Source organism: Pseudomonas sp. GW821-FHT02H09 (genome assembly GCF_059421425.1).
This window is the reverse complement of sequence record NZ_JBWKVA010000008.1, coordinates 206631-231948: the sequence shown is the minus strand read 5'-3', so window position 1 is coordinate 231948 and position 25318 is coordinate 206631. Positions and strand designations below refer to the sequence as shown.

Annotated in this window: 31 protein-coding genes, 1 tRNA gene and 3 pseudogenes; 12 read left to right on the top strand and 23 right to left on the bottom strand. The window is 55.6% G+C overall.

The annotated features are described in order from the left end of the window. Positions 1-122: 122 nt before the first annotated feature. The 5 genes and pseudogenes from AC07VR_RS13495 to AC07VR_RS13475 all read right to left on the bottom strand — a co-directional run bounded on the left by AC07VR_RS13495 (position 123) and on the right by AC07VR_RS13475 (position 2919). On the bottom strand, positions 123-578 hold the full coding sequence (locus AC07VR_RS13495) for a hypothetical protein (RefSeq protein WP_495011502.1): 456 nt from the start codon (positions 576-578) through the stop codon (positions 123-125). 121 nt (positions 579-699) lie between these two features. Then, a pseudogene (locus AC07VR_RS13490) lies at positions 700-1748 on the bottom strand (tyrosine-type recombinase/integrase). 4 nt (positions 1749-1752) lie between these two features. After that, positions 1753-1992: pseudogene (locus AC07VR_RS13485) on the bottom strand (DUF4224 domain-containing protein); the annotation flags it as partial. Positions 1993-2031: 39 nt separating this feature from the next. Next, positions 2032-2313 (bottom strand): hypothetical protein, encoded by a 282-nt coding sequence (locus AC07VR_RS13480; RefSeq protein WP_495011501.1) that lies wholly within the window; start codon positions 2311-2313, stop codon positions 2032-2034. 228 nt (positions 2314-2541) lie between these two features. After that, on the bottom strand, positions 2542-2919 hold the full coding sequence (locus AC07VR_RS13475; protein ID WP_495011500.1) for an ASCH domain-containing protein: 378 nt from the start codon (positions 2917-2919) through the stop codon (positions 2542-2544). A 105-nt stretch (positions 2920-3024) separates the two neighbouring features. Here AC07VR_RS13475 and AC07VR_RS13470 point away from each other — a divergent pair, with 105 nt between their 5' ends. Further along, the gene (locus AC07VR_RS13470) at positions 3025-3660 is read left to right on the top strand and encodes a hypothetical protein (protein WP_495011499.1); all 636 of its coding nucleotides are present in this window, start codon (positions 3025-3027) and stop codon (positions 3658-3660) included. Here the strand turns inward: AC07VR_RS13470 and AC07VR_RS13465 are convergent. Continuing rightward, positions 3657-3977 carry a DUF4406 domain-containing protein gene (locus AC07VR_RS13465; protein ID WP_495011498.1) on the bottom strand — a complete coding sequence of 107 codons (321 nt, stop codon included), beginning with the start codon at positions 3975-3977 and terminating at the stop codon, positions 3657-3659. The two genes, AC07VR_RS13470 and AC07VR_RS13465, sit on opposite strands and share 4 nt — an antisense overlap. Further along, positions 3974-4252: a hypothetical protein gene (locus tag AC07VR_RS13460; RefSeq protein WP_495011497.1), complete on the bottom strand. Its 279-nt coding sequence runs from the start codon at positions 4250-4252 to the stop codon at positions 3974-3976. The genes AC07VR_RS13465 and AC07VR_RS13460 overlap by 4 nt, the downstream gene beginning before the upstream one ends. A gap of 57 nt (positions 4253-4309) precedes the next feature. Here AC07VR_RS13460 and AC07VR_RS13455 point away from each other — a divergent pair, with 57 nt between their 5' ends. Both AC07VR_RS13455 and AC07VR_RS13450 read left to right on the top strand, forming a co-directional pair. Continuing rightward, a complete protein-coding gene (locus tag AC07VR_RS13455; protein ID WP_495011496.1) occupies positions 4310-5134 on the top strand; it encodes an Rv1289 family protein in 825 nt (274 codons plus the stop codon). Positions 5135-5277: 143 nt separating this feature from the next. Continuing rightward, on the top strand, positions 5278-5493 hold the full coding sequence (locus AC07VR_RS13450; protein ID WP_495011495.1) for a hypothetical protein: 216 nt from the start codon (positions 5278-5280) through the stop codon (positions 5491-5493). Positions 5494-5812: 319 nt separating this feature from the next. Here AC07VR_RS13450 and AC07VR_RS13445 read toward each other — a convergent pair whose 3' ends face one another. The 4 genes from AC07VR_RS13445 to AC07VR_RS13430 form a co-directional block, all read right to left on the bottom strand. After that, a complete protein-coding gene (locus AC07VR_RS13445) occupies positions 5813-6040 on the bottom strand; it encodes a hypothetical protein (RefSeq protein ID WP_495011494.1) in 228 nt (75 codons plus the stop codon). A gap of 265 nt (positions 6041-6305) precedes the next feature. Then, entirely contained in the window at positions 6306-6647 is a 342-nt protein-coding gene (locus AC07VR_RS13440) for a hypothetical protein (protein ID WP_495011493.1), read from the bottom strand. 81 nt (positions 6648-6728) lie between these two features. After that, a complete protein-coding gene (locus AC07VR_RS13435) occupies positions 6729-7472 on the bottom strand; it encodes a hypothetical protein (protein WP_495011492.1) in 744 nt (247 codons plus the stop codon). Positions 7473-7487: 15 nt separating this feature from the next. After that, positions 7488-7754, bottom strand: coding sequence for a hypothetical protein (locus AC07VR_RS13430; protein WP_495011491.1), 267 nt, complete (start codon positions 7752-7754; stop codon positions 7488-7490). 206 nt (positions 7755-7960) lie between these two features. Here AC07VR_RS13430 and AC07VR_RS13425 point away from each other — a divergent pair. From AC07VR_RS13425 to AC07VR_RS13405, 5 genes and pseudogenes are all read left to right on the top strand, one after another. Beyond that, positions 7961-8440: pseudogene (locus AC07VR_RS13425) on the top strand (hypothetical protein); the annotation flags it as partial. Positions 8441-8676: 236 nt separating this feature from the next. Next, positions 8677-8931, top strand: coding sequence for a hypothetical protein (locus tag AC07VR_RS13420; protein WP_495011490.1), 255 nt, complete (start codon positions 8677-8679; stop codon positions 8929-8931). Between the two features lie 79 nt (positions 8932-9010). After that, positions 9011-10198: an acyltransferase family protein gene (locus tag AC07VR_RS13415; protein ID WP_495011489.1), complete on the top strand. Its 1188-nt coding sequence runs from the start codon at positions 9011-9013 to the stop codon at positions 10196-10198. Positions 10199-10381: 183 nt separating this feature from the next. Beyond that, positions 10382-10561, top strand: a complete 180-nt coding sequence (locus AC07VR_RS13410) for a hypothetical protein (RefSeq protein WP_495011488.1) — start codon at positions 10382-10384, stop codon at positions 10559-10561. A gap of 228 nt (positions 10562-10789) precedes the next feature. After that, the gene (locus AC07VR_RS13405; protein ID WP_495011487.1) at positions 10790-11581 is read left to right on the top strand and encodes a hypothetical protein; all 792 of its coding nucleotides are present in this window, start codon (positions 10790-10792) and stop codon (positions 11579-11581) included. A gap of 55 nt (positions 11582-11636) precedes the next feature. Here the strand turns inward: AC07VR_RS13405 and AC07VR_RS13400 are convergent, their stop codons facing one another. From AC07VR_RS13400 to AC07VR_RS13385, 4 genes are all read right to left on the bottom strand, one after another. Further along, positions 11637-12317, bottom strand: coding sequence for an SOS response-associated peptidase (locus tag AC07VR_RS13400; protein WP_495011486.1), 681 nt, complete (start codon positions 12315-12317; stop codon positions 11637-11639). Positions 12318-12345: 28 nt separating this feature from the next. Continuing rightward, positions 12346-12690 carry a hypothetical protein gene (locus AC07VR_RS13395; RefSeq protein ID WP_495011485.1) on the bottom strand — a complete coding sequence of 115 codons (345 nt, stop codon included), beginning with the start codon at positions 12688-12690 and terminating at the stop codon, positions 12346-12348. Positions 12691-13433: 743 nt separating this feature from the next. After that, positions 13434-14120, bottom strand: coding sequence for a glutathione S-transferase family protein (locus tag AC07VR_RS13390; RefSeq protein ID WP_495011484.1), 687 nt, complete (start codon positions 14118-14120; stop codon positions 13434-13436). 69 nt (positions 14121-14189) lie between these two features. Then, positions 14190-14936 (bottom strand): SDR family oxidoreductase, encoded by a 747-nt coding sequence (locus tag AC07VR_RS13385; RefSeq protein ID WP_495011483.1) that lies wholly within the window; start codon positions 14934-14936, stop codon positions 14190-14192. Positions 14937-15070: 134 nt separating this feature from the next. On the opposite strand from AC07VR_RS13385, the gene AC07VR_RS13380 reads away from it, so the two are divergent. After that, positions 15071-15958 carry a LysR family transcriptional regulator gene (locus tag AC07VR_RS13380; protein WP_493061744.1) on the top strand — a complete coding sequence of 296 codons (888 nt, stop codon included), beginning with the start codon at positions 15071-15073 and terminating at the stop codon, positions 15956-15958. Positions 15959-16539: 581 nt separating this feature from the next. Here the strand turns inward: AC07VR_RS13380 and AC07VR_RS13375 are convergent. The 4 genes from AC07VR_RS13375 to AC07VR_RS13360 form a co-directional block, all read right to left on the bottom strand. After that, complete coding sequence (locus AC07VR_RS13375) at positions 16540-17538, bottom strand: NADP-dependent oxidoreductase (RefSeq protein WP_123426097.1); 999 nt, start codon at positions 17536-17538, stop codon at positions 16540-16542. Positions 17539-17584: 46 nt separating this feature from the next. Further along, the gene (locus AC07VR_RS13370) at positions 17585-18454 is read right to left on the bottom strand and encodes an alpha/beta fold hydrolase (RefSeq protein ID WP_123425920.1); all 870 of its coding nucleotides are present in this window, start codon (positions 18452-18454) and stop codon (positions 17585-17587) included. A gap of 82 nt (positions 18455-18536) precedes the next feature. After that, positions 18537-19325 (bottom strand): SDR family NAD(P)-dependent oxidoreductase, encoded by a 789-nt coding sequence (locus AC07VR_RS13365; RefSeq protein ID WP_123425921.1) that lies wholly within the window; start codon positions 19323-19325, stop codon positions 18537-18539. Between the two features lie 39 nt (positions 19326-19364). After that, on the bottom strand, positions 19365-20465 hold the full coding sequence (locus AC07VR_RS13360) for an alkene reductase (RefSeq protein ID WP_123425922.1): 1101 nt from the start codon (positions 20463-20465) through the stop codon (positions 19365-19367). A gap of 149 nt (positions 20466-20614) precedes the next feature. On the opposite strand from AC07VR_RS13360, the gene AC07VR_RS13355 reads away from it, so the two are divergent. After that, positions 20615-21187 carry a TetR/AcrR family transcriptional regulator gene (locus tag AC07VR_RS13355; RefSeq protein ID WP_185015398.1) on the top strand — a complete coding sequence of 191 codons (573 nt, stop codon included), beginning with the start codon at positions 20615-20617 and terminating at the stop codon, positions 21185-21187. A gap of 236 nt (positions 21188-21423) precedes the next feature. Here the strand turns inward: AC07VR_RS13355 and AC07VR_RS13350 are convergent. After that, positions 21424-21511: transfer RNA gene (locus AC07VR_RS13350), tRNA-Ser, on the bottom strand. Positions 21512-21635: 124 nt separating this feature from the next. Here AC07VR_RS13350 and AC07VR_RS13345 point away from each other — a divergent pair. Continuing rightward, a complete protein-coding gene (locus AC07VR_RS13345; protein WP_494993310.1) occupies positions 21636-22307 on the top strand; it encodes a Bax inhibitor-1/YccA family protein in 672 nt (223 codons plus the stop codon). A 64-nt stretch (positions 22308-22371) separates the two neighbouring features. On the opposite strand, the gene AC07VR_RS13340 is transcribed toward AC07VR_RS13345, so the two are convergent. Beyond that, complete coding sequence (locus tag AC07VR_RS13340) at positions 22372-22701, bottom strand: YceK/YidQ family lipoprotein (protein WP_494993309.1); 330 nt, start codon at positions 22699-22701, stop codon at positions 22372-22374. 58 nt (positions 22702-22759) lie between these two features. After that, positions 22760-23197 carry an Lrp/AsnC family transcriptional regulator gene (locus AC07VR_RS13335; RefSeq protein ID WP_495011482.1) on the bottom strand — a complete coding sequence of 146 codons (438 nt, stop codon included), beginning with the start codon at positions 23195-23197 and terminating at the stop codon, positions 22760-22762. A gap of 132 nt (positions 23198-23329) precedes the next feature. On the opposite strand from AC07VR_RS13335, the gene AC07VR_RS13330 reads away from it, so the two are divergent. Further along, a complete protein-coding gene (locus AC07VR_RS13330) occupies positions 23330-24223 on the top strand; it encodes a DMT family transporter (protein ID WP_494993307.1) in 894 nt (297 codons plus the stop codon). A 7-nt stretch (positions 24224-24230) separates the two neighbouring features. On the opposite strand, the gene AC07VR_RS13325 is transcribed toward AC07VR_RS13330, so the two are convergent. Then, the gene (locus AC07VR_RS13325; RefSeq protein WP_494993306.1) at positions 24231-25310 is read right to left on the bottom strand and encodes an FUSC family protein; all 1080 of its coding nucleotides are present in this window, start codon (positions 25308-25310) and stop codon (positions 24231-24233) included. Positions 25311-25318 lie beyond the last annotated feature (8 nt).

Below are 25318 nucleotides of genomic sequence, written 5' to 3'. Positions count from 1 at the left end.
CACAGATCTGCGTTGCCATTTGCCCAAGAGAGTTACCTCCGATGATTACTGATTTTCCACCAGCAGGTACCAGTGCCCATGTGTAGCCAATGTAACTCCCGTAACTATTTTTGCTATTAACTTCAACGCACCAAGAGTCCTTGGTCTTGTCGCGGCTCTCCCCCCCTTGCATCTGCCGTAATGAAGAATGTGTCTCTGAATTTTGCACTGTCCGGGTCTTTCATGTCGTGACTGACAAATGTGTGGGCTAACAGCATGGCGTTTTCCGGCATTGGGTAACGATAGAGAATCGTTGCGGGTGCTACATGGGTCGGCGCTGGGTGCTGTTGAGCGGTGCAGCCGGTGAGCAGTTTCAGCGTAGCAGCAGGATTTTTTGGATGGTGATCGTGGGGTGGCAGGATGCCGGAAGGCGGGAAAAGCGGGATAGTTTTGTAACGCTTCGGGGGTGGAGGGGTTTTGGCCAAACCCCAGAAACGAAAAAGCCCTGAATAATCAGGGCTTTGACGTACAAATATGGCGGAGGCGATGGGATTCGAACTCATGGACCTGTTACAGTCGACGGTTTTCAAGACCGCCATACAAACCCTCTAATTCCGTAGTTTGCGGTAGGTTTTTCGTTCCATAACTGGCAGCTTACCGCCTGTCTACAGCCCGCATTCTACAAGGGGCCCCTTCTGAGTTATGGAACGCATTTTCTGGCTATTTCGAAGGCTGCGCGATGGCCCCAACGCGACGATAAACCCGCTCGGTGATATCACCCTTTGTGTGCCCCAAGAGCAAGCTCGCTTCGCTGATATCTTTGATCTCCGATGCCGCTTTGGGCCTGATGTCTCGAAACTGAAACTCTGCAATTCGACCCGCCAAGAGCGTGTCACCATTCTCGATCGCCTTCAGCTTCGCCTTTTCCCTCGCTTCATCCCAGCGCTTACGCAGCATCGTAGGGGTCATTCTTTTTCCCCTCTTGCTCACGATGAGATAACTCGAAACGTGCTGAGCGTTTCGCGTGGCGATCTGCGCCATCAACTGGCCAAGGCTGTTCGCCAACCCGTTGGTCGTTATCTGAATCCGAAGCTTCTTGCTTGTTTTGTTTTGCTGAACCATCAGGAATCCTCCCTCGATGTCATCCTTGCGCATCACCAGTACGTCAGCTGGTCGCTGGCCGGTAAGGTAGGCCAGGTCCATGGCGTCTTTTAGTTCCTGGCCCGATTTTTGGTACACCGCATTCCACACCACGTCGTTCGCGTAGTAGTCGCGTGGGGTTTCCTTGTTCTTGCGCACGCCCTGGCACGGGTTCTCCTTGGTGGTTAGACCCCACTCCCGAGCCATATTGAAGACGTGGGACAAAGTAGCAATCTCGCGATTCGCTCGGACCTTTGCCGAGCGTGCATCTCGATACCCGGCAATCGTCGCCGGTGTAATCGAGTCGATTGGCGCGCTGTCGAACATAGGGCGGAGCTGTTTGATCTCCGCCATGTTGTCTTCCTGTGTCCGCGCGGCCTTCTTGGGGATGATGTCGCGAATGTACCGGTCGAAGATCCCTTTCATGGTTCGCAGGTCCAGGGGCTTTTCCTTGGCTTCGAGTTCAGCCCATTTGATCCTGGCTTTGTCCAGGTCCTTCCCCAGCGGTATGTCATTGCCCAGCAGGTCACGGTAGTAGTAAGCGGTCCACACCTGGCCGTTTTTGCGAGTGCGGGACCGCTGATACATCCGAGGGGGAGGTGGTGGTATTCGGTCTTGCGGGGGCGCATATAAGTTCACTCGCGAAAAGTCAGGCGTCCATGCGGGCACGGCCGGCGGCGGGTTGGGGTCAATGATGGTCGGCGAGATCATGCCCAGCTTCATGCGGGCGTACTGCCGACCCACCAGCGGGCGCTTGCCTCGGCTCTCGACATAGAGCCACTTGCGGTCATCGAGCCAGCGCCGTTGATAGGCCCTGGCCTTATAGCCGGTGATGTCGGCCAGTTCTTCGTCCGATAGGATTTCGGATTGCATGCTGTGCTCCATGCCGCGCGTGGTGGCATAAGGTGGGGTTCAGATGATTGCGGTCAGGGTCTGGCTGCCATCTGTATGAGTGGTGGTGGTGGTGTGCATGGCAGAACGGCTGGGCGGCCTGATGATGTTCAGTGCCTGGACAAACTTCTCGTCAGACACATCGTCATCACCCGGGAGGATGGTTGTGCAATACAGCTGCCGCTCGTCCTCATCTTCCAATTGCGCCGAGAGCAGCAACGCGATGTTGTGTTCCTTGCAGATGTTGATGATCTGGTGGACCAGAGGGCTGATTTGTTCGTCGTACACGTTTTCTTTGGTCATGAGTATTCCTTGCCCGCCGTTCACCGGCAGGCTGGTAGGAGGGTTATGGGAATCTGATGAAGGGTGCGAGGAAAGTTGGGCAGGTGAGCTAGTGTCTAATCGTTCGCCTCACTAACTGCAAACCAATCAGCCCCTTCCTGAAGCGGCTGGCGGGGCGAGCCGTTCTTTCTCTTCATAGTGGCCCCGTGTAGATGAGCCAGGCCATGTAGGCGAGGGCGGCGATAGGGATCATGGCGTCACCAGTTCGTCAGGAACTTCGAAGAAGTTGAGCCGCCCCTTCAGTGGCACGAACGGCAAGGGCTTCGGGTCAACCAGGAGGAATGCTTTTTCTCCCATGTACCAGGGCGAGTTGCTCGTATCGCGGCTATCGGCCAGGACGACGGAGCCGATGATGCCGCCGCGCAGCATGTCCTCACGATCCGGTAATGTCAGGCCTCTCTCAGCGCAGTACAGCAGCGCTTGGGTGAACTCGTTGCTGGTCATGCCCTTGGCCGCATGCACAAGGAATCGACCCCGGAACTTGGTGTGCCAGCTGCGGTTCTCGATGTCCTTACCGCCGTGAATGATCAGCCAAGCCCAAGGCTGGCGGATTGAAAGTGCTTTCATTGGGCAATACCTGTCCTTGCCGCTATAGCGGCTGACTTTGAAGGGGGAGGAGGCATGACGTGGGCTATCATGCTGATGCGTTAAACATGAATTTGGGGGTGGCGCTTGAAACCTGTTTTTTTAATTGCAGTACTTATCGCCTTTGCGTCTGGAGCTATCTGGGGTGGGGGAGGTATTTCTTTTAGTGATACGCTGAATTTGAAGAGTATGTTTGAGCTTGGAAGTTACATTGCGACTATCCTGGTGGCGGGTGTTGGTGTGAAAACAATGAATGCTTGGCAGGCTCAGTTCAAGCATTCTGAGAAATACAAGGCGATAAAAGAGTTTCAGTCGTCATTAGATGGAAGTGCTCTTGCTGATGCATATATAAATATTATGTTTCAGAAGTGTTATGAGTCTAATCATCATGGTAGTCCACTTAACGTTGTCGACGTCTTAGGTCTGATTCAAGAGAAGCAGAAAGCATGGTTCGGAAAGTGCTCTCAGGTTGATCGTTGCTGGGAGAGTTTGATCTTCCTTTTGAGTGATGCAGAGTTGAAGGCATTTGATAGCGCCCCTAAAGATATTGAGGTAAGGGTTCAAAAGTTGGTGCAATATATGTTTGAGGTTGTTTTTAGTGGTGGTGCGGTAAATTTTTCGGAGCTCTATCGCGTTGTTAGTGAGTGCTCAACTTGTGTGAGGAATGAAAATGCTGAGCTCTATCATGCTTCCAATGTTATTCTAAAAAAGCTTGTTGGTTAGCAACAAAAATTACTGTTAATTGTCACCAAGTCATGGGCATTCACAACTGTCATGCCGAGGCGTTCAGCGATCAGCACTTCAAGGCGGGCGCCTTTTGAATGGTTCCAGCCAGGGAGCGTGGCCACCGTGTCGCAGTCCATCAGGGCGGCGATGTCGCGGCGCATGCAGTCGTTCCAGGTACGGCCATCAGGGTTTAGCTCGGCGGGGTTGGTGACGGTATGGCCGTCGGCACGCAGGCTGGCGGTCATTGTGGCGAAGGCGGGGAAGTTGAGGCCGGGCAGGCCAGTCATAGGCCCGCTGAGGTAGATGCGCTTCATGCGGCCACCTTGTCATGCCCTGGGCAGCCACCGCCCGTAAAGTCGAAGCCATCACAAAGCTGCCCGAACGGCAACACCTCTTTGCCCTGGGCCAGACACTCGCACAGATGCTCTTGCGCCTCGTCGGCTGTGCATTTGCGGCCATCATCCCACCGGAACATGCCGGTCAGCTGGCGCTTGCTGAAGTCTCGAAGCGCGCCGCGCACGCTCAGGTGGATATGGAAGGTTCGACCATTCGGACCGAACGAATCCTTGTATTGATTTTCTGTGGGCATGGGGATACCTCGCCGGTATATTGGTTTTTCGAAGTTGGATCTCTGTGAGGGGCTAAAATGAGCATCAAGGATCGAGTTAACGACGCAGAAGCTCTTATAGCTACAGGGCGTCATATTGGAGCGTTCGCACAACTAATGATTGCGGTTGCTGCTTCCTCAAGGAAAGCTTTCCCAAAAGGAGAGACCAAATCTCTCGTAAATAAGAATGACGTTATGCGAGATCCTGAAGCTTTCACTTGGTTTCTTGGGGGGAGAATATATAAGCTGCTATTTAACTCAACGACTACAGAGGAATATGGGAGTTCTGGGCTATCAATTTTATTCGAAGGTGAGAATAGATTGATTGAACATATTATTTATGTGTATTTTCGATGTTCTTTATTGCATGAGGGGCAATTGCCCGAGAATGTTGACTTTGTCGACGCTTGTGAAAATGAGAGCGGAGCGCTGCGCGCCTCAATTGAGATTGGGGAACGTCTAATTTTGGGTGCTGGCTGGATAAATTTGATTGCTCAGGCAGTGATTTATGCACGAGTTAATGGCGAGGAGTTTGGTATAGAACATCGGTTTTTGTCTTTAAAAAACAATGGCGAAGATTCTGCTGTCGTTGAGATGTTAATAGCGAGATATGACATCACACTTGGTCGTGTAGAGATTCTGAAAGATGTAGTTTTAAAAGTCGGCGATTACGAAATTGAGCGCGCAAGCGATCAGGAGATTGTCGAATTGTTTAAGGGGCTTGTATCAGATGGATTAGTGACTCTCGGAGACCTGAGTGGCTTGATGACACGAGGCTTGGTTGACGACTTTCATGTGCTTACCTGCATTGGAGTTTCCGCAATCCGAGACGTTGCACATGAGTACAGGGTGGAAAGAACGTGATACTGGTTTTTTAGGTGGCCGCCATCAACGCTTCAATGATTCGTTACCCGGCCATTGCTTTCGCTGGCGGTGATCATGTTTTCAGTGGCCATGGCCAATCCTCATGAGGTGCTACGATCCGGCCACCTCAAAAGGATCGCCACATGACCAAGCACGATATTTATGACGAGCACGAAGGCTTTCGGCTCTGGAACTACATGGAGTGCGAAACACTGGAGAGCGGCCAGGAGGTCTGGCGGATCAACGTCGAGGTGAAGCGCGTTGACGAGGTGGTGATTCCGGTTGTAGCTGGTGACCAGACTTACCCTGATCGTGGGCTGGCTCAGGTTGCGGGCCGGGAGCTTGGGGCGAGGAAGTAGCGGAGCTACCTCGCTGAGATCGACTACATTTGAGCGATCAGCCAAAGGAGTATCGGTATGAGAACGTGCTTCTGTTTTATCTGTGGGACCAATGAAGCCCAGGAACTGGAGACCGATCACGACGGAATCGGCATTGCTTGCGCAGGGTGTAGTTCGTATGTGATCACTTGTGAAGCCATTGCGGAGATGGAAAGGCATGGATACACATTCAATGTCGATGTAGCTCGAGCATGGCTGTCGGATCGCCAGGGTTCGGGTGAGATTCCATTGATAACCTGGAAAGATGCTGCAACGCTCATCTAACCCAGCACGCTGGCGTTCAGCGCAATAGATGAGGGTGGGTCAGGCTTCGCAGATTCAGTTTGCCGTCGATTCCCAGCGTGTCCATGACGCCGAGCCCTTCCTGCTCCGCCACGATGCGAACCTTTAGCCCGCGAAACTCGCCGATCTTGTAGTCGAAGCCCTGGCAATCTTGCTCAACCATCTGCAGGTGAGCATCGGCCAGCGCTTGCGCCAAGCAGTCTTTGATCTCATCGATCTTTTTCATGGTGTATCTCCAGTCAGGCGCCGCCCTCCGTGACCGGATGCGCAGCGTGAGTTGATGTGATGGCTAATTGCAATTACGATCGCGCCTTTCTTCAAGGGAGTGACACGATGTTTCCAAGATATTTTCGTTGGATTGCAGTGCTAGGCATTGTTGCGGCAGTAGCTGTTTTCATAACCACGGGACTGCGAATCTTCACCGGACAGGTTCCAGCGACGGACCTGATCAGGCCTATCATTGCTGCTGTCGCTTTTGCATGGATCTTCACTCAGTCGACCAAGGTCTGACTTGGCACGACAACCTCGTCGCCAGGGTCACGTTTCAACTCGGCCAAACTTTCATTCCGAAACATCCGCGCCACGTTTTCGCTTATCTGCACTTTGTGGCGCGGACTTTCAATCGCTTGGTATGACAGGGTAGGTCCGAGCGCATGAGCATTCAGGATCAGGTTCTGCACCGCCTCGCTCATTTCCTCGATGTCGTTCCAGGTCATCAGTTCTTCAAGCTTCTGCCGGGTGCCGAGCCGTAACCGGTGCCGTAATTCCTTCTCGTCGAACTCGATTCGCTTCTCGGCTACCTTGGCCGATCGTTCCTGTCCACTCTTGGCCATGGCCTACCTCTTCGATTCCGCTGGCCGGCAGGTCCAGCCAGGGCTGCCGGCGTCGTTGATTTACTACTCGCTTGATCTTGCTCATGCCGCAGCGTTCACTAGGGTTACGCCGGCCATGCTGAAAAGCGAACCTTGTTGAGCAACCAGGGCGTCGAGCTCGTCCCAGTTCACAGTCAGTACGCTGAGCGGGGCGAGGTCACCGGCAACGGCGTGCACCAGCGCTTCCAGGTCCGTAACTTCCGCGCGGTAGGTCACCGGCTTTGCTGTCGTCGCGACGGGCTTTGCAATCGCTGCAACCGCTGGAGCGGATCTCACCGGGGAGGGCGTCGGTGCTGGTTGTGCGGGTGCTGGCTCGATGACCGGTTTCGCTTCATCCGCAATCCGCTGCAACTCTTCCTTACGGATCCGCTCGCGCTGTGCATCTTCTTTGTCTTTGTCGGCCTCGGCTTTCTGATGCTCCGAGATTCGCACCTTGATCAGCGCGACCAGGTCGTCATTGGCCTTGAGGACCAGCTGCTGGACGTCGTTGAACAGGAACACGTAATCGGCGGCGAGTTCGACCAGGCTGGCCAAGTTGGCGCGGATGCTGTCGCCGATTTGGCTGGCTGCAATCTTTGCTCGGGCCGGCTCCGAGTCAGCGGCATCGCGCAAGCTGCTGATGCTCTTTTTGCTTTTGATGGCGCCGGCGAAGTCCGCCGGTACCGCCGGCATACGAGCCTTTCCGCCCAGCGACACGTTGATCTGGTCGATGTGAGTTTGCAGCGCTTTGGCTGCATACATGACGATGTCTTCGCGGATGCTGACTTTGAGCGCGTTGCGCGTCACCGGCTTGATTCGCTTCTACGCGCTGACCATTGCGACGCTGAATGCCGCCGAAGCCTGTCGGTCGACGTGGCGCTCGTGCATTTGCATCAGCCGCTCCATGTTGCTGACGTCGACATTTGGATTCGCAGCGACCTGCATGATCACGGACATGATGCTGGCAGCGTCATTAGCCTGAGCTGTAACCGCAGTTGCGTTGGTGGGCGGCCGGTGCTGGTCGATGGTGGTGACCACGGTCGCCTCGATAGGCTCTATGGTCTGGTCGAGTTTGCATACTTGGGGCACGGGGATTCCTCGCCGCGCCACGCGCAGCCTTGAAATGTGTGGTTATTGGGTTGCGCGATTTGCGAAGGTGGTAAGCAGCATCGCGGCAGTGCAGAGGGCGATAGCTGTGAAGGAGCTCCGCCAGAAGAAGATCCGACGGATACGCTCGCGGATCGTCATGCAGACTCAACCAGAGATAGAAGGCGTTCGCCCAGTTTGATCTTGGCCGCGAGCCGCCGCTGGTGTTCTGTCGCCCAGACACCGGTGGCATCGGCGGGCTAACGGCGATGCAGGTGATTGGTTCCGCCGGCAATTGGACCGGCTTCTACGTCCGGGCCTATGACGACAGGACCAACCAGCCCAATGGCCGGTACTTCGCCGCCACCTTCGGCGCGCAACCGGTGGCGCGGTTCGGGCTTCGGTTATGGGATGGGTCGTCAAAGCTTTTGTTCGACTCGGGTACGCCATCTGCGCTGTTCACGCGGGCGTTTCAGAACTGGACCTATGTTCGATCTGAAACGACGGCGACCGGCAGTACCAGGAGTTTCTACATCGTGCCGTTCAACTTCCCGGAGAACGAGTACCTGCTGATCAACACCTTTGGCATGAACATGCTAACGGGGGCGCCAGCGGGACGCCTCGTGAAAACCTTGTGGGACTTTTCGACCGGCACGCTGTACGCGGTAACCGACGGATTCTCAAACCCGTATGACGGGGATACAGAAGCTGCTCGCTCTGCTGGCTTTGGCCTTGACGCTGGTGGCGTTGGCCAGCGCCGCGCTATTCGGTGCTTACAATCACGGCTTATCGGTCAAAGATACCGAATGGCAGACCCGCTGGAATGACCGCGACACCCGGGACGCAGCGGCAAAGCTGGTCAACGAAGCCGCCGAACGCGACAAAGAACAAGCACGCCAACTCTCAATCAACAAGGCAATCCAGAATGGACAACAACGTCTCTACCAAGCGACTGCTGATGCTGATGCCGCTCGCACTTCTACTGGCAGCCTGCAGCTCGCAGCCGACAACCTTGTCCGTCGCCTCGCAACCAGCGAAGCCAGCGGCCATTCCTGCACTGCCGCCGCAAGCCAAGCAGCTACCCGCGCCGCAATGGTGCTTGCCGACGTGCTCAAGTGCGCTGACCAAAGAGCGGGCGACCTGGCTGCAGCTGCTGACCAAGCCAGAGCCCGCGGAGTAACATGTGAGCAGGCATATGACGGCCTCTAATTGGTTGACATATCTGATAGACTTGCGCGAATTTTGCGCAAGGACGCCGCATGACTCCCCTCTATGTAATGCGCACGCCAGAGATTCTGGTGCTGCTCGCTTTCCTTTTTGCTTGCACCTTAGCTCCGATGTTCTTCTTGTCGCGACTGATGCCTTCGCTTGTGCCAGAAGACCATCCGAAGTCAAGGTGGATGGACGGATTGCGAGGTGTTGCCGCTGCATTGGTATCTCTAAACCATGCGCCGCTTGTTCTGATTAATCTGGCAATTGTGCCGCAGGTTTTTTATCTGGATATTCCTGATAGCGAGATATTAAAGCTATTCGGCGCCATTGGTGTGCAGATATTCTTTTGCATTACCGGGCTGCTATTCGCCGGTAAAATACTTTCAGGAAAGCCAGTTGACTGGGCGGACTTCTACGCGAAGCGTGTGCGCCGAATTGTGCCTGTATTTTTCGTGGCCGGCACACTGGCTGTCATTATCGCCGCGTGGTTTTCTTGGCCAATCACTCAAGAGTCTGGCGAGATCATTGCCGCTCTACCAGCTGTATTCAGTTTTGGCCTACTGCATTTGCCGACCATCGACGAGTTTAATTTCGGTCGATTGCTGGGCGTAGTCTGGACGCTCGCCATCGAATGGCGCTTCTACTTCGTGCTGCCTATCATTTTCATAGCTGTGACGAAAAGCAGGTCCGTGACCTTCACGGCCATCATTTTGTTTGCATTCATCGATCTGGCGCTTAACGGCCTCAGTGCCTGGGTTTACTTTATGCCGGGCGCGCTGTGCTCGCTGATCGCCTCAAAGCCTTTCAGTCGGCTGGTTCGATCGGCCGCCGCGCTTGTGGCTGTAGCTGCAACTGTTTTTATGTTCTATCGCCTAGGTTTGAAGCCGAATTACGGACTTGAGCAATGGCTCACCGTATCCGTTCTGTTCATCGCGCTCACGATTTCTCGTCCTGGCGTTCTCTCGGCCAAGATGTTCGTAGCCATGGGCACCGTCAGTTACAGTTTTTACTTGCTGCATGCCATGCTGCTATTTTTGGTATTCGGATCCGTCCACTTTTATTGGACAGACGTCAGTTTGCTATCAGTCAACCAATTCGCAGTGCTCGCTGGCGGAACGCTGGGCCTGATCTCTATCGTCTCAACGGTTTCTTATGTGATGGTCGAAAGGCGCTTCATGCACAAGGCTGGCGGAATAAAAGCGAAATCCTTTCAGGATGGCCGTCAGCCGGCTTAGGCCTGATCGGTAATTCAACACTGAGCCCGCCATGTGCGGGCCTTGTTGTATATGGGATTGTGTTCGGTCGGCAGGACGCCGAGTGAGGGGGGCTGCGACTGATACCAATTCTGATACTAGCCGATGCGTTTTGGTGCGTGCTTTGTATGTCTAAGTGATTGATTTTGCTAGGCATAACGACGCATGAAACCGCGTTTCATACAGCAGCAGGCTCTGCAAGCACTGCGTCGGTACAACGAAGCGAAAGGTGTTATGCCAAGCGAGGAAGTTGGACTGCTGCGCATTGAGGCTGAATCGCTCATGGTTGCGGTGCAGGAGTATCAGCTTCGGGTGTTGGGTGGAGCGGTGCAGACGCTTCATTGAGTTTGCCGGTACACCACCAGCGCCAGCGATGGGCATTGGAACCACGCGCGCCCGACTTGACTCGGTGCATGCTCAACGAATTATCGGAATGACCGACGCCGGCGACCAAGGATTGATTGCTCTGGCTGCATGTCAGGCTTACGTTCGTGCTTTTCAAAATGGTATTGAATAGTTCGTTGTGGCTTAATGCTGACTTGCCGTTCTGTCTGAATTTTCCAGGGGGATGTAGTGCTCTACGAAAAGAAAAATACAAAAAATAAGAGCGAGCGGCTTAAAGTTATAAGTGCTGGGTTGTTGTTGCTGATCTTGTTTTTTGAATTGATATACGTTTATATTGGATATCCTGACGGCTTTTGGGCTATGAAGTTTGTTGATGTTGCAAACGTAATTGCTCAGTTTGCAACGGCTGGCGCGTTCTATCTTGGCTTTCATCAGTATCACCGGAATAAAAATCAAGAGCGACAAAATGTACTGGTGTCTGAGTGTAAGGCGATCGTAAGTAAAATGGTCGCTGTCGTAGCGGAATTTCAAGTTGGCGATGATACAAACCTTAAAAACATGCAATATTGCTTTGTTAAGCTTGGGAATTTGGGGTCGGATTTTGATGAGATTTTTAAAGCTTTAGATGAAACTATACAGAAAGGCATCGTAAGGATGCATTGGCAGGATATGTACTTCAATCACTTCGTGCACGTAATGCAGGGTTTGGAGTTAGAGCCGATAATACAAGGGAGTTCAGTTTCGGCAATTGAGTATTTGGTTGCACTGAATGATGCGAAAAAGGAAGCCGAAGAACAGCAGGTTATGGAAGGGTTTAATAAGTATTTTGTATTTAAAGAGATTCTCTCTAATAATAATATTAAAAAGGTGCTGATATCTATAGATAAGATTTCAATGGGCTTCTGTAAAGTATACTTTTTTGATGATAAATTCCTGAATGACTATATGTATGGAAGTCTGTCTAGACTTGACGTAAGGGCCAGAGCACCATTGTTTGCGGCTATTCAAGACTCTCTCTAACGAGCGTAGAGGCAGCCCTCGATGCTTTACTTGATTCCTTTCACTGTCATAGCCGTCAGCTGATTGGCGTTATCAGTTCCGGCCCTTGGTTCCGCACATTGCCCACACCAGGGCTGACCCTGAACCACTCGAAGGCCTCGATCGGTTCACCCTGGTGCAGCACCATCTGCTCGGCACGCTCCTTGGGCGTGGCTGGGTCCAGCCATTCCCTGGCCAACTCTGGTTCCAGAACCACCGGCCGCCGGTCGTGAATGTCGATCATGCCACCGACGCTGTCGGCGGTGATGATCACGAAGCCGTCATGCTCGCTCGGGCCTTCATCTGTATCAGGGAACTGGCCGATGGCCGCACACAGGATGGGTGATCTGTCCCGGTGCCGGATGAGATAGGGCTGTTTCTTTATTCCGTCCTCCACAATCCACTCAAACCAGTTGTCGATGGGTGTTATGGCACGGTGTGGCCAGATCGCCCGAAAGAATGGACCGTGCGCGACCTTCTCGACCCTGGCATTGATCGGCGCCGCGCGATCTTTCGCCCAATGCGGTCGCCATCCCCAGCGCACCCGGTCAGCGTGCAGGGTGTCGCCTTCGAGGTGGAGCAGGGCGACCTGCGTGGACGGCGCGACGTTGTAGCGTTCGAGAGGTTGATCGCCTATGGAGTTGGCCAGAGCGTTGGGCATGCTCAGCGCCGCCACGAAGTCGTGGATACCCCTGTACTGCGAAAGTCGTCCGCACATGGCTGAACCCTCAAGCTGAATCCTGAGCTTAGACGATCGTTTTTGGGCGATCTATGAGGCCGTCCAGCATGCCGCGAAGCTGGTCAGCTTCGCACTTGTTGGCTCTCGCTGAGATGTCGAGGTCGTACAGTTGCTTTCGAACCGTAGCCAACTGTCCGGACCTTTCCCGGAGATTTTTCATCGCGTCGTCACGCTGCTCTGAGGCTTCTGCGTGCATCTGTACCAGGCCGAAGATGTCCTCTCTTGCTTTACGCAGTTGCAGAGTCAGTTCCTGGATTTCGTTTTCCAGCATGTGCGTGTAGTGGGTACAGGTTTCCAGTTCGGTGGGCGAACCGAGCCAGTCGGAGGTGTCTTCGATGTCGAGGGGATCCACGGTAGGCGCCTTACTGTGTACTGTTTGGATGTACAGTAATCGAGGCGTGATGGTCGGGCGAGGGTGGGGCGACGAGCTGTAGGGATTTGGGTGATGTACGATCGGCAGGACGCCGGAGGTGGGGTAAAAACAGCGTTAGTTCTGGAACACTTCCAGAATAGTTATGGAACACATCGCCAGAAGGGCTTTCGAGCCCAAACCCCAGAAACGAAAAAGCCCTGAATAATCAGGGCTTTTTCGTATAAAGATGGCGGAGGCGATGGGATTCGAACTCATGGATCTGTTACAGTCGACGGTTTTCAAGTCCGAAGATTAATCCTTATATTTCAATATTTTAGGTTGTATTCGTTTCCGCTAAGCAGTATTCATTTATGCTCTGGAGGCCTCTGAAATCAAGGGGTGGAAGTTTATTTGCGGAAACGAATTTGGCCGGTATTTTGGCTTTCTGGGGGGCTCATGATCGCCCTAAATTTCATAGCTGCAACCGAGAGACTGCGCTCGGTGGAAAGCGGCCTTCATCTGAAGTGGGGATTTGGAGTCAGCCCTGGTCAGTCGTGACGGGCAGAAAACGGCCAAAAGCGGACATGGAGCGCCAACGAAAGCTCAGTATCGCTATCCGTTGTATAGGCACTTTCCTGAAGAATAGGAAAGCGGGCCTCCTGCAAATTCGCAAAGGAGACCCAGCTCCACGGTCGCACCAGGCTAAGTCCCGCCATACGAGACACTGGACTGATATTTATGACTCATCTGACTAAAATGGCCTTCACCTCCAGCAGATGTTTGCGTAACCGGTCTGCATAATCCTCGGCGACAGCAGCCTGAACGCTAGCGCGATTGGCCAGTGCATGACGCCACTCGGCAATGCGACCAAGTCCATCAAACAATGAATGACTTGGTTCGAATCCCAGTATGTCGAAGTAGCGAAAAACTGGGGCTACAGCAATATCCACCATACTGAACGTCTCGCCAGCGAAGTACGGCCCCTCCATCTTTTCACCGCCAAGTCTCTCCAGCTTTCCCCTCAGCGCTGAAGACTTACCAAGCGCTGTCTGCTGATCCGTTGCGTTCAAATATCCCCATGCATCAGTAAGCATACCAGTGGCGAATTCGATCCAAGCACGGTGTTGAGCACGGGAAATTGCATCTTTCGGGTGCAAAGCGGGCTCCGGATACACCTGTTCGATGTATTCACAGATAGCCACGCTCTCGAAAAGTACGGTCGCTTCCTCATCGCCTTTTTGCACCATTAGAAGCGGGACTTTGCCCGTTGGCGACATGACCAGAAACCAGTTGGGCCTGTCCTTCAAATCCACATCAACCCGTTGAAATGGAGCCTCTTTTTCGAGGAGTAAAATTGCTACTCGCTGAACAAACGGACAAAGCCCGTGGCTAACAAGCGTGAGCCGTGATTGCGACATTTGAATACCCACTGTTATTTCGACAACACCCGCTTCCGAGCAGGAAGCGGGCTGTATAGAAGCGAAGTTGTGACTAGCCCATTAAAGCGAGCGCCCACCATCAACAATAATTTCCGTTCCGACCGTCCAACGAGACTCGTCCGACGCCAGATACAGAACCGCCTTAGCTACTTCTTCAGGCGTACCGAAACGGCCAAAGGGTATAGTCGCGGCGATATCTTTGTTGACCTGCTCGCGATAGGCATCGGGGATACCCAGCTTGTCGTACAGCGGAGTATCGATCGGGCCAGGGCTGATCGCGTTTACACGAACACCACGCGGGAGAAGCTCGCTAGAGAGCGTTTTCGACATGTTCAGAAACGCCGCCTTCGTTGCCGCATAAACGGATGAACGCGCGTCGCCCAGGTGCGCACTTACCGAGGTGTTAAGAACCACCGATGCAGGATTAGAGAAGGCCGGCAGCAGTGCTTGCAGGAGGAAGTAAGGGCCTTTGACATTGATGTCGAAGGAGCGATCAAACATCTCCTCGTTCCAGTCTTCGATTGGCATCCAGACGGATACGCCAGCATTGAGGAAGGCAACGTCGAGCTGCCCGTAATGAGACTGAACAGCCTGCGCCAGCTCCTTCTGGGCTGCGACACTAGCTGAGTCGGCTCGCAGCACCAGGACTTCGCTACCTAAAATAGCTTGAGCATTTGCCATGGACTCAGGATTAACACCTGTGACGATCACGCGTGCGCCTTCGGCGAGAAATTGCTTGGCGGTCTCCAGACCGATGCCGCTTGTACCGCCAGTGATGAGGGTACGCTTGCCTTGTAAACGGGACATGTAAATTTCCTCTCTTTTGGGGCGGCCAGCCGGACGACTGACCTTCTGAGAGCAACTATGTATTCATGCCAGCGCGCTGATAAGATGGGCAAATAGAATAGATCTCATGCAAAATCTGCATGAAAAGGGGCGTGATGGACCGGTTGTTACTGATGAGCTGTTTTGTACGCGCTGTCGAGACAGGTAGTTTTTCTGCTGCGGGACGTGATCTAGGACTAGGGCAACCGAACGTCAGTCGTTACGTCGCTGCTCTTGAAGACCATTTGCAAACCAGGCTGCTTCACCGATCCACACGAAAGCTGATGCTCACGCCCGAGGGTGAACGGTACTACGCAGATGCGCGGCGTATTCTGGACTCAGTGGAACAGTCAGAGTCCTCACTGAGAGGGAACGTAGCGCCGTCTGGGTTACTGCGCGTCGCTTGCCCGACCGCATTGGCTCACACCTTCATCGTACCGCACGTCGCGAGCTTTCTAGGGCGCTATCCCGAACTGTCGCTCGATCTTCAAATCAATGATCGCTACGTCAATTTAGTCGACGAGGGGGCAGAACTCGCGATTCGTATTGGGCACCTGGAGGACAGTGCAATGCGAGCCCGGCCACTAGCGTGGTTCGAGCGTGTGTGCGTTGCCAGCCGTGCGTACCTAGAGAAACGTGGCTCTCCCTCTTCGCCTGATGACCTGAAGGAACACGACTGCCTCATTTATACCCTCCTATCCACTGGAACCAACTGGCGGTTTAAGGATACTGATGTCCCGATCTCCGGACGACTGCGTGTCAACTCGCCTGAGGCGATACGTGAGTACGTCAATGCAGGATTGGGAATCGCGCAGGGGCCTCAATGGCTTTATGAGGAAGGGCTGAGAAGTGGCAATCTTCAATTGCTGCTTAACGAATACGTGGCGCCACCCGTCCCGATCCAAGTCGTATACTTAGCGAATCGGCTGCTGCCCCAGCGAGCCATCGTTTTCATGGATTTTATGGCGGATGTTTTTGCTGCATTCCATGAGCGCCCTAAATAGCCTCCTAGCCCACGGCCAGGGTGCGAACGGAGAACCATCAGCATGGCGCCCCTTGGGCGAAAATCGCTGCACACTCACCATTCTTGCTCGTCAACGGGGCTTTAAGTAGTCACACCGGACTGCAGGGCTTGCCTCTCAAAAGTGTCCTGATTTATTGCCAACGCCGATTCGATACATCTCTAAATCAAAGGTGCAACGCTCATCTCATGCGGTTAAGAAAACGGGGGCAGATTTATTTATTTGGATCACCGACCGCTTCTGGCCGAAAGCAGCAGTTTCCGACTTTCCCCTTCCGGCTAGAATCATTCACTCCACTCCTTCCCATCACAAACAACTAAGTGGCGTTAGCGATATTCGAAGCTATCCACGCTTGGGCTACTTTTATGCAACCAGTCTCTACTGCTCAAGCATCAAACGACGCCAGAGGATCACTGGTGGCGTAACAGGCAGCGCGTCTGTTTGCTGCGCTTCCTGTTTCTGAAACGCTGATGCATTCACTTCGGGCAGCGCGGATGAAGAATGCGTGTTCGCTGAACGTTGCTCAGGCTCGTCAATCGACTCATCGAAAGGCAGCGTAGTAGTCATTTGATCGAAATAACGACTTTGCCCTTGGCGCGTCCCTGTTCGACGTATTTCAGTGCCTCTGCCGTTGAATCAAAGGTGAAGACACGGTCAAGCACCGGTTTGATAATGCCGGCCTCGACCAGCGCGGTGATGTGCTGCAACTGCGCGCCGTTGGCACGCATGAACACAAACGTGTAGCTGACGTCCTGCTTGCGTGCCTTGTGCCGAATACCCAGGCTCAAAAGGCACATGACCTGCTGCAACGGCCAGGACAAACCTTGCTCCTTTGCGAATTGTGCGGTGGGTGGCCCAGAGATGGAAATCAGTTGGCCGCCGGGCTTGAGCACTTTGAGTGATTTCTTCAGAACATCGGCGCCGAGGCTATTCAACACCACGTCGTAGCTGTGCAGGACACTCTCGAAGTGCTGCTTTTTGTAGTCGATGACCACGTCAGCCCCCAGCGCCTTGACCCATTCGACATTTGCGGTGCTGGTGGTGGTCGCGACAAAGGCACCGAGGTGTTTGGCGAGCTGGATGGCCACCGTGCCGACGCCACCGGAGCCGGCGTGAATCAGCACCTTCTGGCCCTTTTGCAGGCGAGCGGTTTTCACCAGAACCTGCCAGGCGGTGAGTGCTACCAAGGGCAGGGACGCGGCTTGCGCCATGCTGGTAGTGGCCGGTTTCAGGGCGATCGCGTTTTCGTTCACCGCGATCAACTCAGCGAAGGTGCCGATCCGCGTTTCCGGCGGGCGGGCGTACACCTCGTCACCCGGTTGGAAGCGTGTCACCTTCGAACCGACTTCTCTCACCACGCCCGCCAGGTCATTGCCCAATACCAGCGGAAACGCGTAGGGCAGGATCAGCTTGAATTCGCCGCTGCTGATCTTCGAGTCCAGCACGTTGACGCTGCTGGCATGGACCTCGATCAACACATCGTGAGCACCCACTGCGGGCGCGGGCACTTCGCCGAGGCGTCCGGGTTGCTTGCCATAGCGGTCAATCAGAAAGGCTTTCATCGGGGTGCGGCTCTTGTCGGTTATCAGGAGGGTAGTCGGCGCGTGGTCAGGCATCGAGGAACGCCTGAGCTTTGGCCACAAAATCAGCGTGGTGCTGGAAAATGCCGCCGTGACCGGCATCCTCATACATCACCAGTTCTGCGCTGGGGATTCGCTTGGCCAGCTCAAGCGAGTTGACGCTGGGCACCATGATGTCGGTGTCGCCGTTGACGATCAGCGTCGGCATGCGCAATCGTTCGAGGTCTTGCAGCGCCTGTTGGCCCCACGCGGTGATGGCTTTCAACTGCCGCAGGAAAGCGCGGGGCGTCGGGCCCTTATCGCGATTGTGTTTGCGTGCTCGCAGGCGCTGCAAATACTGCGAGGCGGATCGACGGCCATTGGCTGTCGAGGTGAAGAACAGGTAGAACTTGGGATCGCGCAGGGTCAGCAAACCTTTGAGGATCAATGGCCACGACACTGCGCCGACCTTGTCGATACCCTCGCCACCGGCCGGTCCGGTGCCGGTCAGAATCAGCCGCCGCACCCGATCAGGCGCCTTCAGGGCGAGGTCCTGAGCGACGAAGCCGCCGAGGGAGAAACCCAGCACATCAACGGTTTCCAGCCCCAGCGCCTGGATCAGCTGGATGGCGTCGTCAGCCATCTCGCCGACGGTCAGTGGCGCGGTTCCACCCGAGCCGCCGATGCCGCGATAGTCGGTGGTAATGACGCGACGGGTTTGCGCCAGACCATCGATGATCGCTGGGTCAAAGTTGTCCAACACCGCGCCCCAGTGGTTGAACAGTACGAGGGGCACGCCGACGCGCGGGCCGATGTCGCGATAGGCGAAGGGAGTGCCGTTGACCGTGATCGACTGGTTCGCCGCATTGATGAACAAAGTTGGCGAAGCGGAAAGGGGATTTGTCTGAATTGAATTCATTGCTGCTCCGGACAGCGGGTCGGATTCGATGCAGTGACTTGGGCCTGCATCGAATCTGCCGCGAGTGCTCGCTACCTAAAGATCACTGTGGGGTCTGGTAGCGCTGGGCAACCGCAGACTGACGGATTTGCCCCAGCAGGCCCTGACGTGCGCCCTGCAGGTCATGCCAGCGCTGCGCCTCGTGCAACGGCGGGATGGTCACCGGTTCACGACGATCGAAACCGACGAGGGCGGCATCCACCAGATCGCCTACCTCCATGATTTCGCTCAAGGTGTTGATGTCGACGCCGGAGCGATCCCAGATTTCCGTGCGGGTGGCGGCGGGCAGCACCGCTTGCACGTAGACGCCCTGAGGCGACAGTTCCAGGCTCAGGCCCTGGGACAGGAACAGGACAAAGGCCTTGGTCGCACCGTAGACCGTCATGCCGAACTCCGGCGCCAGGCCCACCACCGAACCGATGTTGATAATCGCACCGTTGCCGGCCTTGGCCAGGCGTGGAGCGATGGCGCTGGCGAGGCGCACCAGCGCGGTGGTGTTGAGGGCGACCAGTTGCGCCACATTGTCGGTACTTTGATCGACGAAGTTGCCGGACAACGCGGCGCCGGCGTTATTGACGAGGATGCCGATGCGGGCGTCGTCGCGCAGGCGGTTTTCAACGGTGGTTAAATCGCCGGGTTGGGTCAGGTCCGCCGGGATCACATCGACGGCGACGTCGTGTTCGTTGCGCAAGCGCACAGCCAGTGCGTCGAGGCGCGCCTGATCGCGGGCGACCAGGACCAGATCGTGACCGCGTTGCGCGAAGCGCTCGGCGTAGACCGCGCCAATGCCGGTGGAGGCGCCAGTGATCAGAACAGTAGGGCGAGTGCTCATGGGTTATCTCTCTTTCAGAATGTGAGAAACAGAACGCGCTCAGCTTGCGCTGACGCTCGATTCAGCCAGTGTCGGGTAGTCGATGTAGCCTGCCGCACCGCCGCCATAGAGGGTGGCGGGATTGAACGCGGACAACGGCGCGCCACGTTTCAGGCGTTCCACCAGATCCGGGTTGCCAATGAACGGGCGACCGAAGGCGATCAAGTCGGCCTGGTCTTCAGCGAGCTTCGAAGTCGCCAGGTCCAGGTCATAGCCGTTATTGGCGATGTAGGTGTTTTTGAAGCGCTGGCGCAGGGCAGCGAAATCGAAGGGCGCCACGTCACGCGGGCCACCGGTCGCGCCTTCGACGACATGCAGATAAACCACGCCGAGGGCGTCGAGTTGCTCGGCGACGTAGTCGAATTGCGCCTGCGGATCGCTGCTGGATACGCCATTGGCTGGTGACACCGGCGACAGACGCACGCCGGTGCGGTCCGCACCGATTTCATCTATCACCGCCGCCGTCACTTCGAGCAACAGACGTGCACGATTTTCAATCGATCCGCCGTAAACATCGGTGCGCAGATTGGCGTTGTCCTTGAGGAATTGATCGAGCAAATAGCCGTTGGCACCGTGAATTTCGACGCCATCGAACCCGGCGGCGATAGCGTTAGCCGCCGCCTGGCGGAAGTCGGCAACGATCCCCGGCAGTTCGCTGATGTCCAGTGCCCGCGGCTCGGAGACGTCTTCAAAGCGGTTGTTGACGAACACTTTGGTGGCGGCGCGCAGTGCGGAAGGTGCCACCGGTGCTGCGCCGTTTTCTTGCAGATCAACGTGGGAGACGCGGCCGACATGCCACAGTTGCAGGAAGATTTTTCCGCCCTTGGCATGCACAGCATCGGTGACTGCACGCCAGCCGTCGATCTGCGCCTGGGTATAGATCCCGGGAGTGTTCTGATAACCCTGGCCCTGTCGGGAAATCTGCGTGGCTTCGCTGATCAGCAGACCGGCGCTGGCGCGTTGGCTGTAGTAGGTCGCCGCCAATTCGCTGGGGACGAAACCTTGGCCGGCGCGGTTGCGTGTCAGCGGCGCGAGAACGACGCGGTTCGACAGCGTGAGGCTGCCTAGCATGTAAGGGGTGAACAGAGTCTGCTTGGTCATCTGATGAATCTTCCGTGCCCGTTGATGGTGATCGGTGGTGCCTGCAATTAGGATGATGATCGAAATCTAAACTGTCAACGGTTTTGATTATGGGTAACATCTATGTATCATTGGACGCAGGATTTCCCGCTGAACACGAGGTATTGCACGTGAGAGTGACCAAGGCCCAGGCGCAGGCCAATCGAGAGCACATTGTTGAAACAGCCTCAGAGCTGTTCCGTGAGCGCGGTTTTGACGGCGTCGGTGTGGCGGACCTCATGGCGGCTGCCGGTTTCACCCATGGCGGCTTCTACAAGCACTTCGGGTCTAAGGCCGATCTGATGGCCGAAGCTTCGGCGTGCAGTCTGGCCAAATCGCTGACAGGCGCCCAAGCGCTGGATGTTGCGGGCTTCATCAACGTCTATGTGAACAGAGAGCATCGCGACGGGCGTGGCGACGGTTGCACCATGGCCGCGTTGGGCGGCGACGCGGCGCGCCAGTCGGATGAGGTGAAAGCAACGTTTGCCGAGGGCATTGAACACACCCTGCAAACTCTGGGCGAGAAATACCCTACAGGGCCTGATGCCGAGGCGGGTGAGGGGCGAAAGAAGATGATCGACCTGCTGTCGCGGGCCGTCGGCGCGATTATCCTGTCGCGTGCCTGCCCGGATGATTCCGCCCTGGCGGACGAAATTCTTGAGGTGTGCCGCGCGGAAATGTTGGCTTCGTTGCCGGTCGATTAAGTTGAACCTATGTTGAGCGGAGATTAATGCAAAGCGCGAGCTGGCTATCTGTGCAATAAAAACACGCTACAAACTTTTTGACTCGTTTGTTTCGAGCGGGATGGGTTGTGTTGCGAAATGAGAGGGTTGCGGAAATGACCAAAAAGATGCGGAAACGATCCGGAAAGGTCGACGCAGAAATCTCAAACCCCAGAAACGAAAAAGCCCTGAATAATCAGGGCTTTGACGTACAAATATGGCGGAGGCGATGGGATTCGAACTCATGGACCTGTTACAGTCGACGGTTTTCAAGACCGTTGCCTTAAACCACTCGGCCACACCTCCGTATTGCGTTGCGGGCGCCATAATACCTGAATGAAACACACTGTCAAACTCTCTGCGTAGCTTGTTACAGAGCGTCTGTTATGATCTTTGCGACTGAACGTTTCAAACCTACAGGAGTGTCGCCATGCGCGAACAGGAATACGCAGTTAATAACAGCGTGCAGGCTGAGCAGCTAGAGGTTAGCCGCGTCCTGCGCAACACTTACGGCTTACTCGCACTCACCCTCGCGTTTAGCGGCGTGATGGCGTTCGTGGCGCAGCAGATGCGCGTCGGCTACCCGAACGTCTTTGTCGTGCTGATCGGCTTCTACGGCCTTTTCTTTCTCACCAACAAACTCCGTGACTCGGCCTGGGGACTGGTTTCGGCTTTCGCCCTGACCGGTTTCATGGGTTTCCTGCTGGGCCCGATCCTCAATCGCTACCTGGGCATGCAAGGCGGCGCTGAAGTGGTCAGCTCGGCCTTTGCGATGACGGCATTGGTGTTTGGTGGTCTCTCCGCCTACGTACTGATCACCCGCAAGGACATGAGCTTTCTCGGCGGCTTCATCACTGCCGGTTTCTTTGTCCTGCTGGGTGCGACGCTGGCGGGTATGTTCTTCAAGATCAGCGGTCTGCAACTGGCGATCAGCGCGGGCTTCGTGTTGTTCTCCTCGGTCTGCATCCTGTTCCAGACCAGCGCCATCATCCATGGCGGCGAGCGTAACTACATCATGGCGACGATCAGCCTGTATGTATCGATCTACAACCTGTTCATCAGCTTGTTGCAGCTGTTCGGCATCATGAGCCGCGATGATTGATCGCAAGCCTTGAGCAAAAAGCCCGCTTCGGCGGGCTTTTTGTTGGGTGCGGATAGGGTTGACCCTATTTGGAAATGACAATGCTGCCGTCGGCCTGCTGACGGTAGATGGTGTAAGGCAACAGCAAGGTATCGAGCGCTCCGGATATGACCAGGTCGATCAGCACAATGGGCGTGGCGTTATCGTATTGCTGTTCATCGATTCCCTCACCCAGCGGCGCATGCAGTGAGCAGAAATCATAGGTGACTCCGCTGTAGATTCGCGGGATCGCGCCGCAGTAACTCTTCTGCTGCTTGAGATTCTGCGCAGCCACCTCATCAGGGCGCACAACCGTGTTGATGGTGCCGCACCCGGCGAGCATTAGCGCCGCCAATAACACTGCCTGAGTTTTCATGCCGCCAATCCTTCGCCGGAAAAATGAGCAATCTACGTTGTTCGGAGCAAAACCGCACTCAGGCCATCGGTGGCAAGCGGCGCTTGACCGGAGTTTTCTTGACGATCGCGGTGTTGGTTTCGGCGTGGGTGTTGAGCCGGTCGAGCAGGGTGTCCAGTTGCTCCATCGAGCGCACATGCAGACGAGCGATGAAGCAGTCATCGCCAGTGACCTTGTCGCACTCGGTGAATTCGGGGATGGCCAGGATCTGCCGTTCGACTTCCTGCAGCTGGCCCGGAAGCGGGCGGATGCGGACGATGGCCTGGAGCTGGTAGCCGAAACATTTCGGGTCTATTTCGACTGTGTAGCCCTTGAGTACGCCGCGCTCTTCGAGACGCCGCAGCCGTTCGGCGACGCTCGGTGACGACAGGCCGCTGATTTGCGCCAATGCTTTAAGTGAACGTCGCGAGTCAGCCATCAGCGCGGCGATCAACACCTGGTCAATGTCATCAGTCATACAAACCTCGTTAGGCAAAGGGTTCAATCTGCCTTGATAAGAAAGGTAGAAATGGATTTTAGCCTGCTATTGGCTCTGGAGCTGCCTCACTGTGGATTGTCATAATTCAGGCTCTTACCGAGGAGGCTGATGATGGACAAGTCGATACGTCGTGGGTCGTTTGAAATGACCGCTGCCATGCTGATTTCGGGAACCATTGGATGGTTCGTGCTGGTTTCCGGGCAGCCGGTGCTGGATGTGGTGTTCTGGCGCTGTGTGTTTGGCGCTGCGACCTTGCTGGTGATCTGCGCGGTGCTGGGCTTTCTGCGTCCTGGTATTTTGACTCGCACCACATTCATCCTGGCGGTGCTCAGCGGTGTGGCGATTGTCGGTAACTGGGTGCTGTTGTTTGCCTCTTATTCCCGGGCATCGATTGCCATCGGTACCGCGGTCTACAACGTTCAACCCTTTATGTTGGTGGGGCTGGCGGCGTTGTTTCTCGGAGAAAAGATCACCGCACAGAAATTGTTCTGGCTTGGTGTGTCGTTTCTCGGGATGTTGGCGATCGTCAGCGCTCATGGTGAGCAGGGCTCAGCAGGTGGCGACTACCTGCTCGGAATCGGACTGGCACTGGGCGCCGCGCTGCTCTATGCCTTCGCTGCACTGATTATCAAGCGTCTGACCGGTACTCCACCGCATTTGATCGCCCTGATTCAGGTCTGCACCGGTGTTCTGTTGTTGGCGCCGTGGGCGAATATCGCCGCGTTGCCGCAGGAGTCTGGCGCCTGGGCCAGTCTGCTGACATTGGGTGTGGTGCACACCGGCGTGATGTATGTATTGCTGTACGGCGCGATTCAAAAGCTGCCGACAGCATTGACCGGTGCGCTGTCGTTTATCTACCCGATTGCGGCGATTTTCGTCGATTGGTTCGCCTTCGGTCATCGCCTTGAGCTGATGCAATGGCTGGGCGTGATCGCGATTCTGCTCGCTGCGGCAGGCATGCAGCAGGGCTGGAGCCTTGGCTTTCGGCGGGCGGCGGTGCAGTGACTGGTTTTCAGATTTTCCAATGCACGGCGGTCTTCGCCAGGCGTTGACGCATATTGTCGAGATTGGCGGCCAATTGCCGGGTCAATAGGCGATAGCCGTCCAGCGCAGTGTAGACCGGAACGCTGAATGTGGAGTTGTCCGGCGAACCGGCAACAGAACGGTCTAGCCGTTGCGAGGCACCGGACTTGAGGGCGCGGGCCATGCCGATCAATTGCACGCGGATCTGTCGGTGCTCGGTTTTCAGGGCTGATTGCATCAAGGCCATGGCCTGTTCGTCGCTGGGGTCCGGTCGTGTGTTGGCGAGGATTTCGAGGGTGCTGACACACATCCGCAGGTTGCGCTGAAGAGCGTCCAGTTCGGTCATGGAGATCCGCACTTCCTTGGACACCGACGGCATCAACGAACGCAGTTGCACCATCGCGCCGTTCAGACGGTTCATCAGTTTGAGATGTTCGTCGTCGGTGACCGATTGGCCACTGACGATGCGGCCGTAGATCGTCGCACAATCGCGCAGCGCGCTCGCCAGGTTGTAGCGCCAGGAATAGACCGCGTACAGCGGCAGTGCGAAGGAAAAGGCGAGAGCCAGGGCGATACCGATGAGGATGTCGACCGCCCGCCAGAGACCGTCGGTCACCGGGTTGTCGCCATGACCGGCGACGATGAACACGGTGATCGCCGACAACAACGCCGTATACCCACCCTTGCCGATCGCATGGTACGAAAAGAATCCGCAAACCACCGACATGCCCAGGTAGGTCAGCCATGGCATCCCCAGCCAGGCCTGCTGAGCCACCAGCAACAAGCCAACGCCGGCGCCGATCAAGGTGCCGATAGCCCGTTCGGCGGCTTTCTTGCCGATATTACCGTGATGTTGCAGCCCGCCGATGACCACCAACATGGTCACCGAGGCCCATTCGCCATGGGGCAGCTTGATCCCGGTGGTGAGCAGGATGGTGGCCAGCAGCCCCAGTGACACCCGCACGGCGTGGATCAGTTTGGCATGCCGATAGCGCCGATAGGGGTCCAGCAGCGGACGCAAGAAACGGCGCAGCAACGGTGGCAGTCGAGACGATCGCAAGTCATTCATCGGGCCTG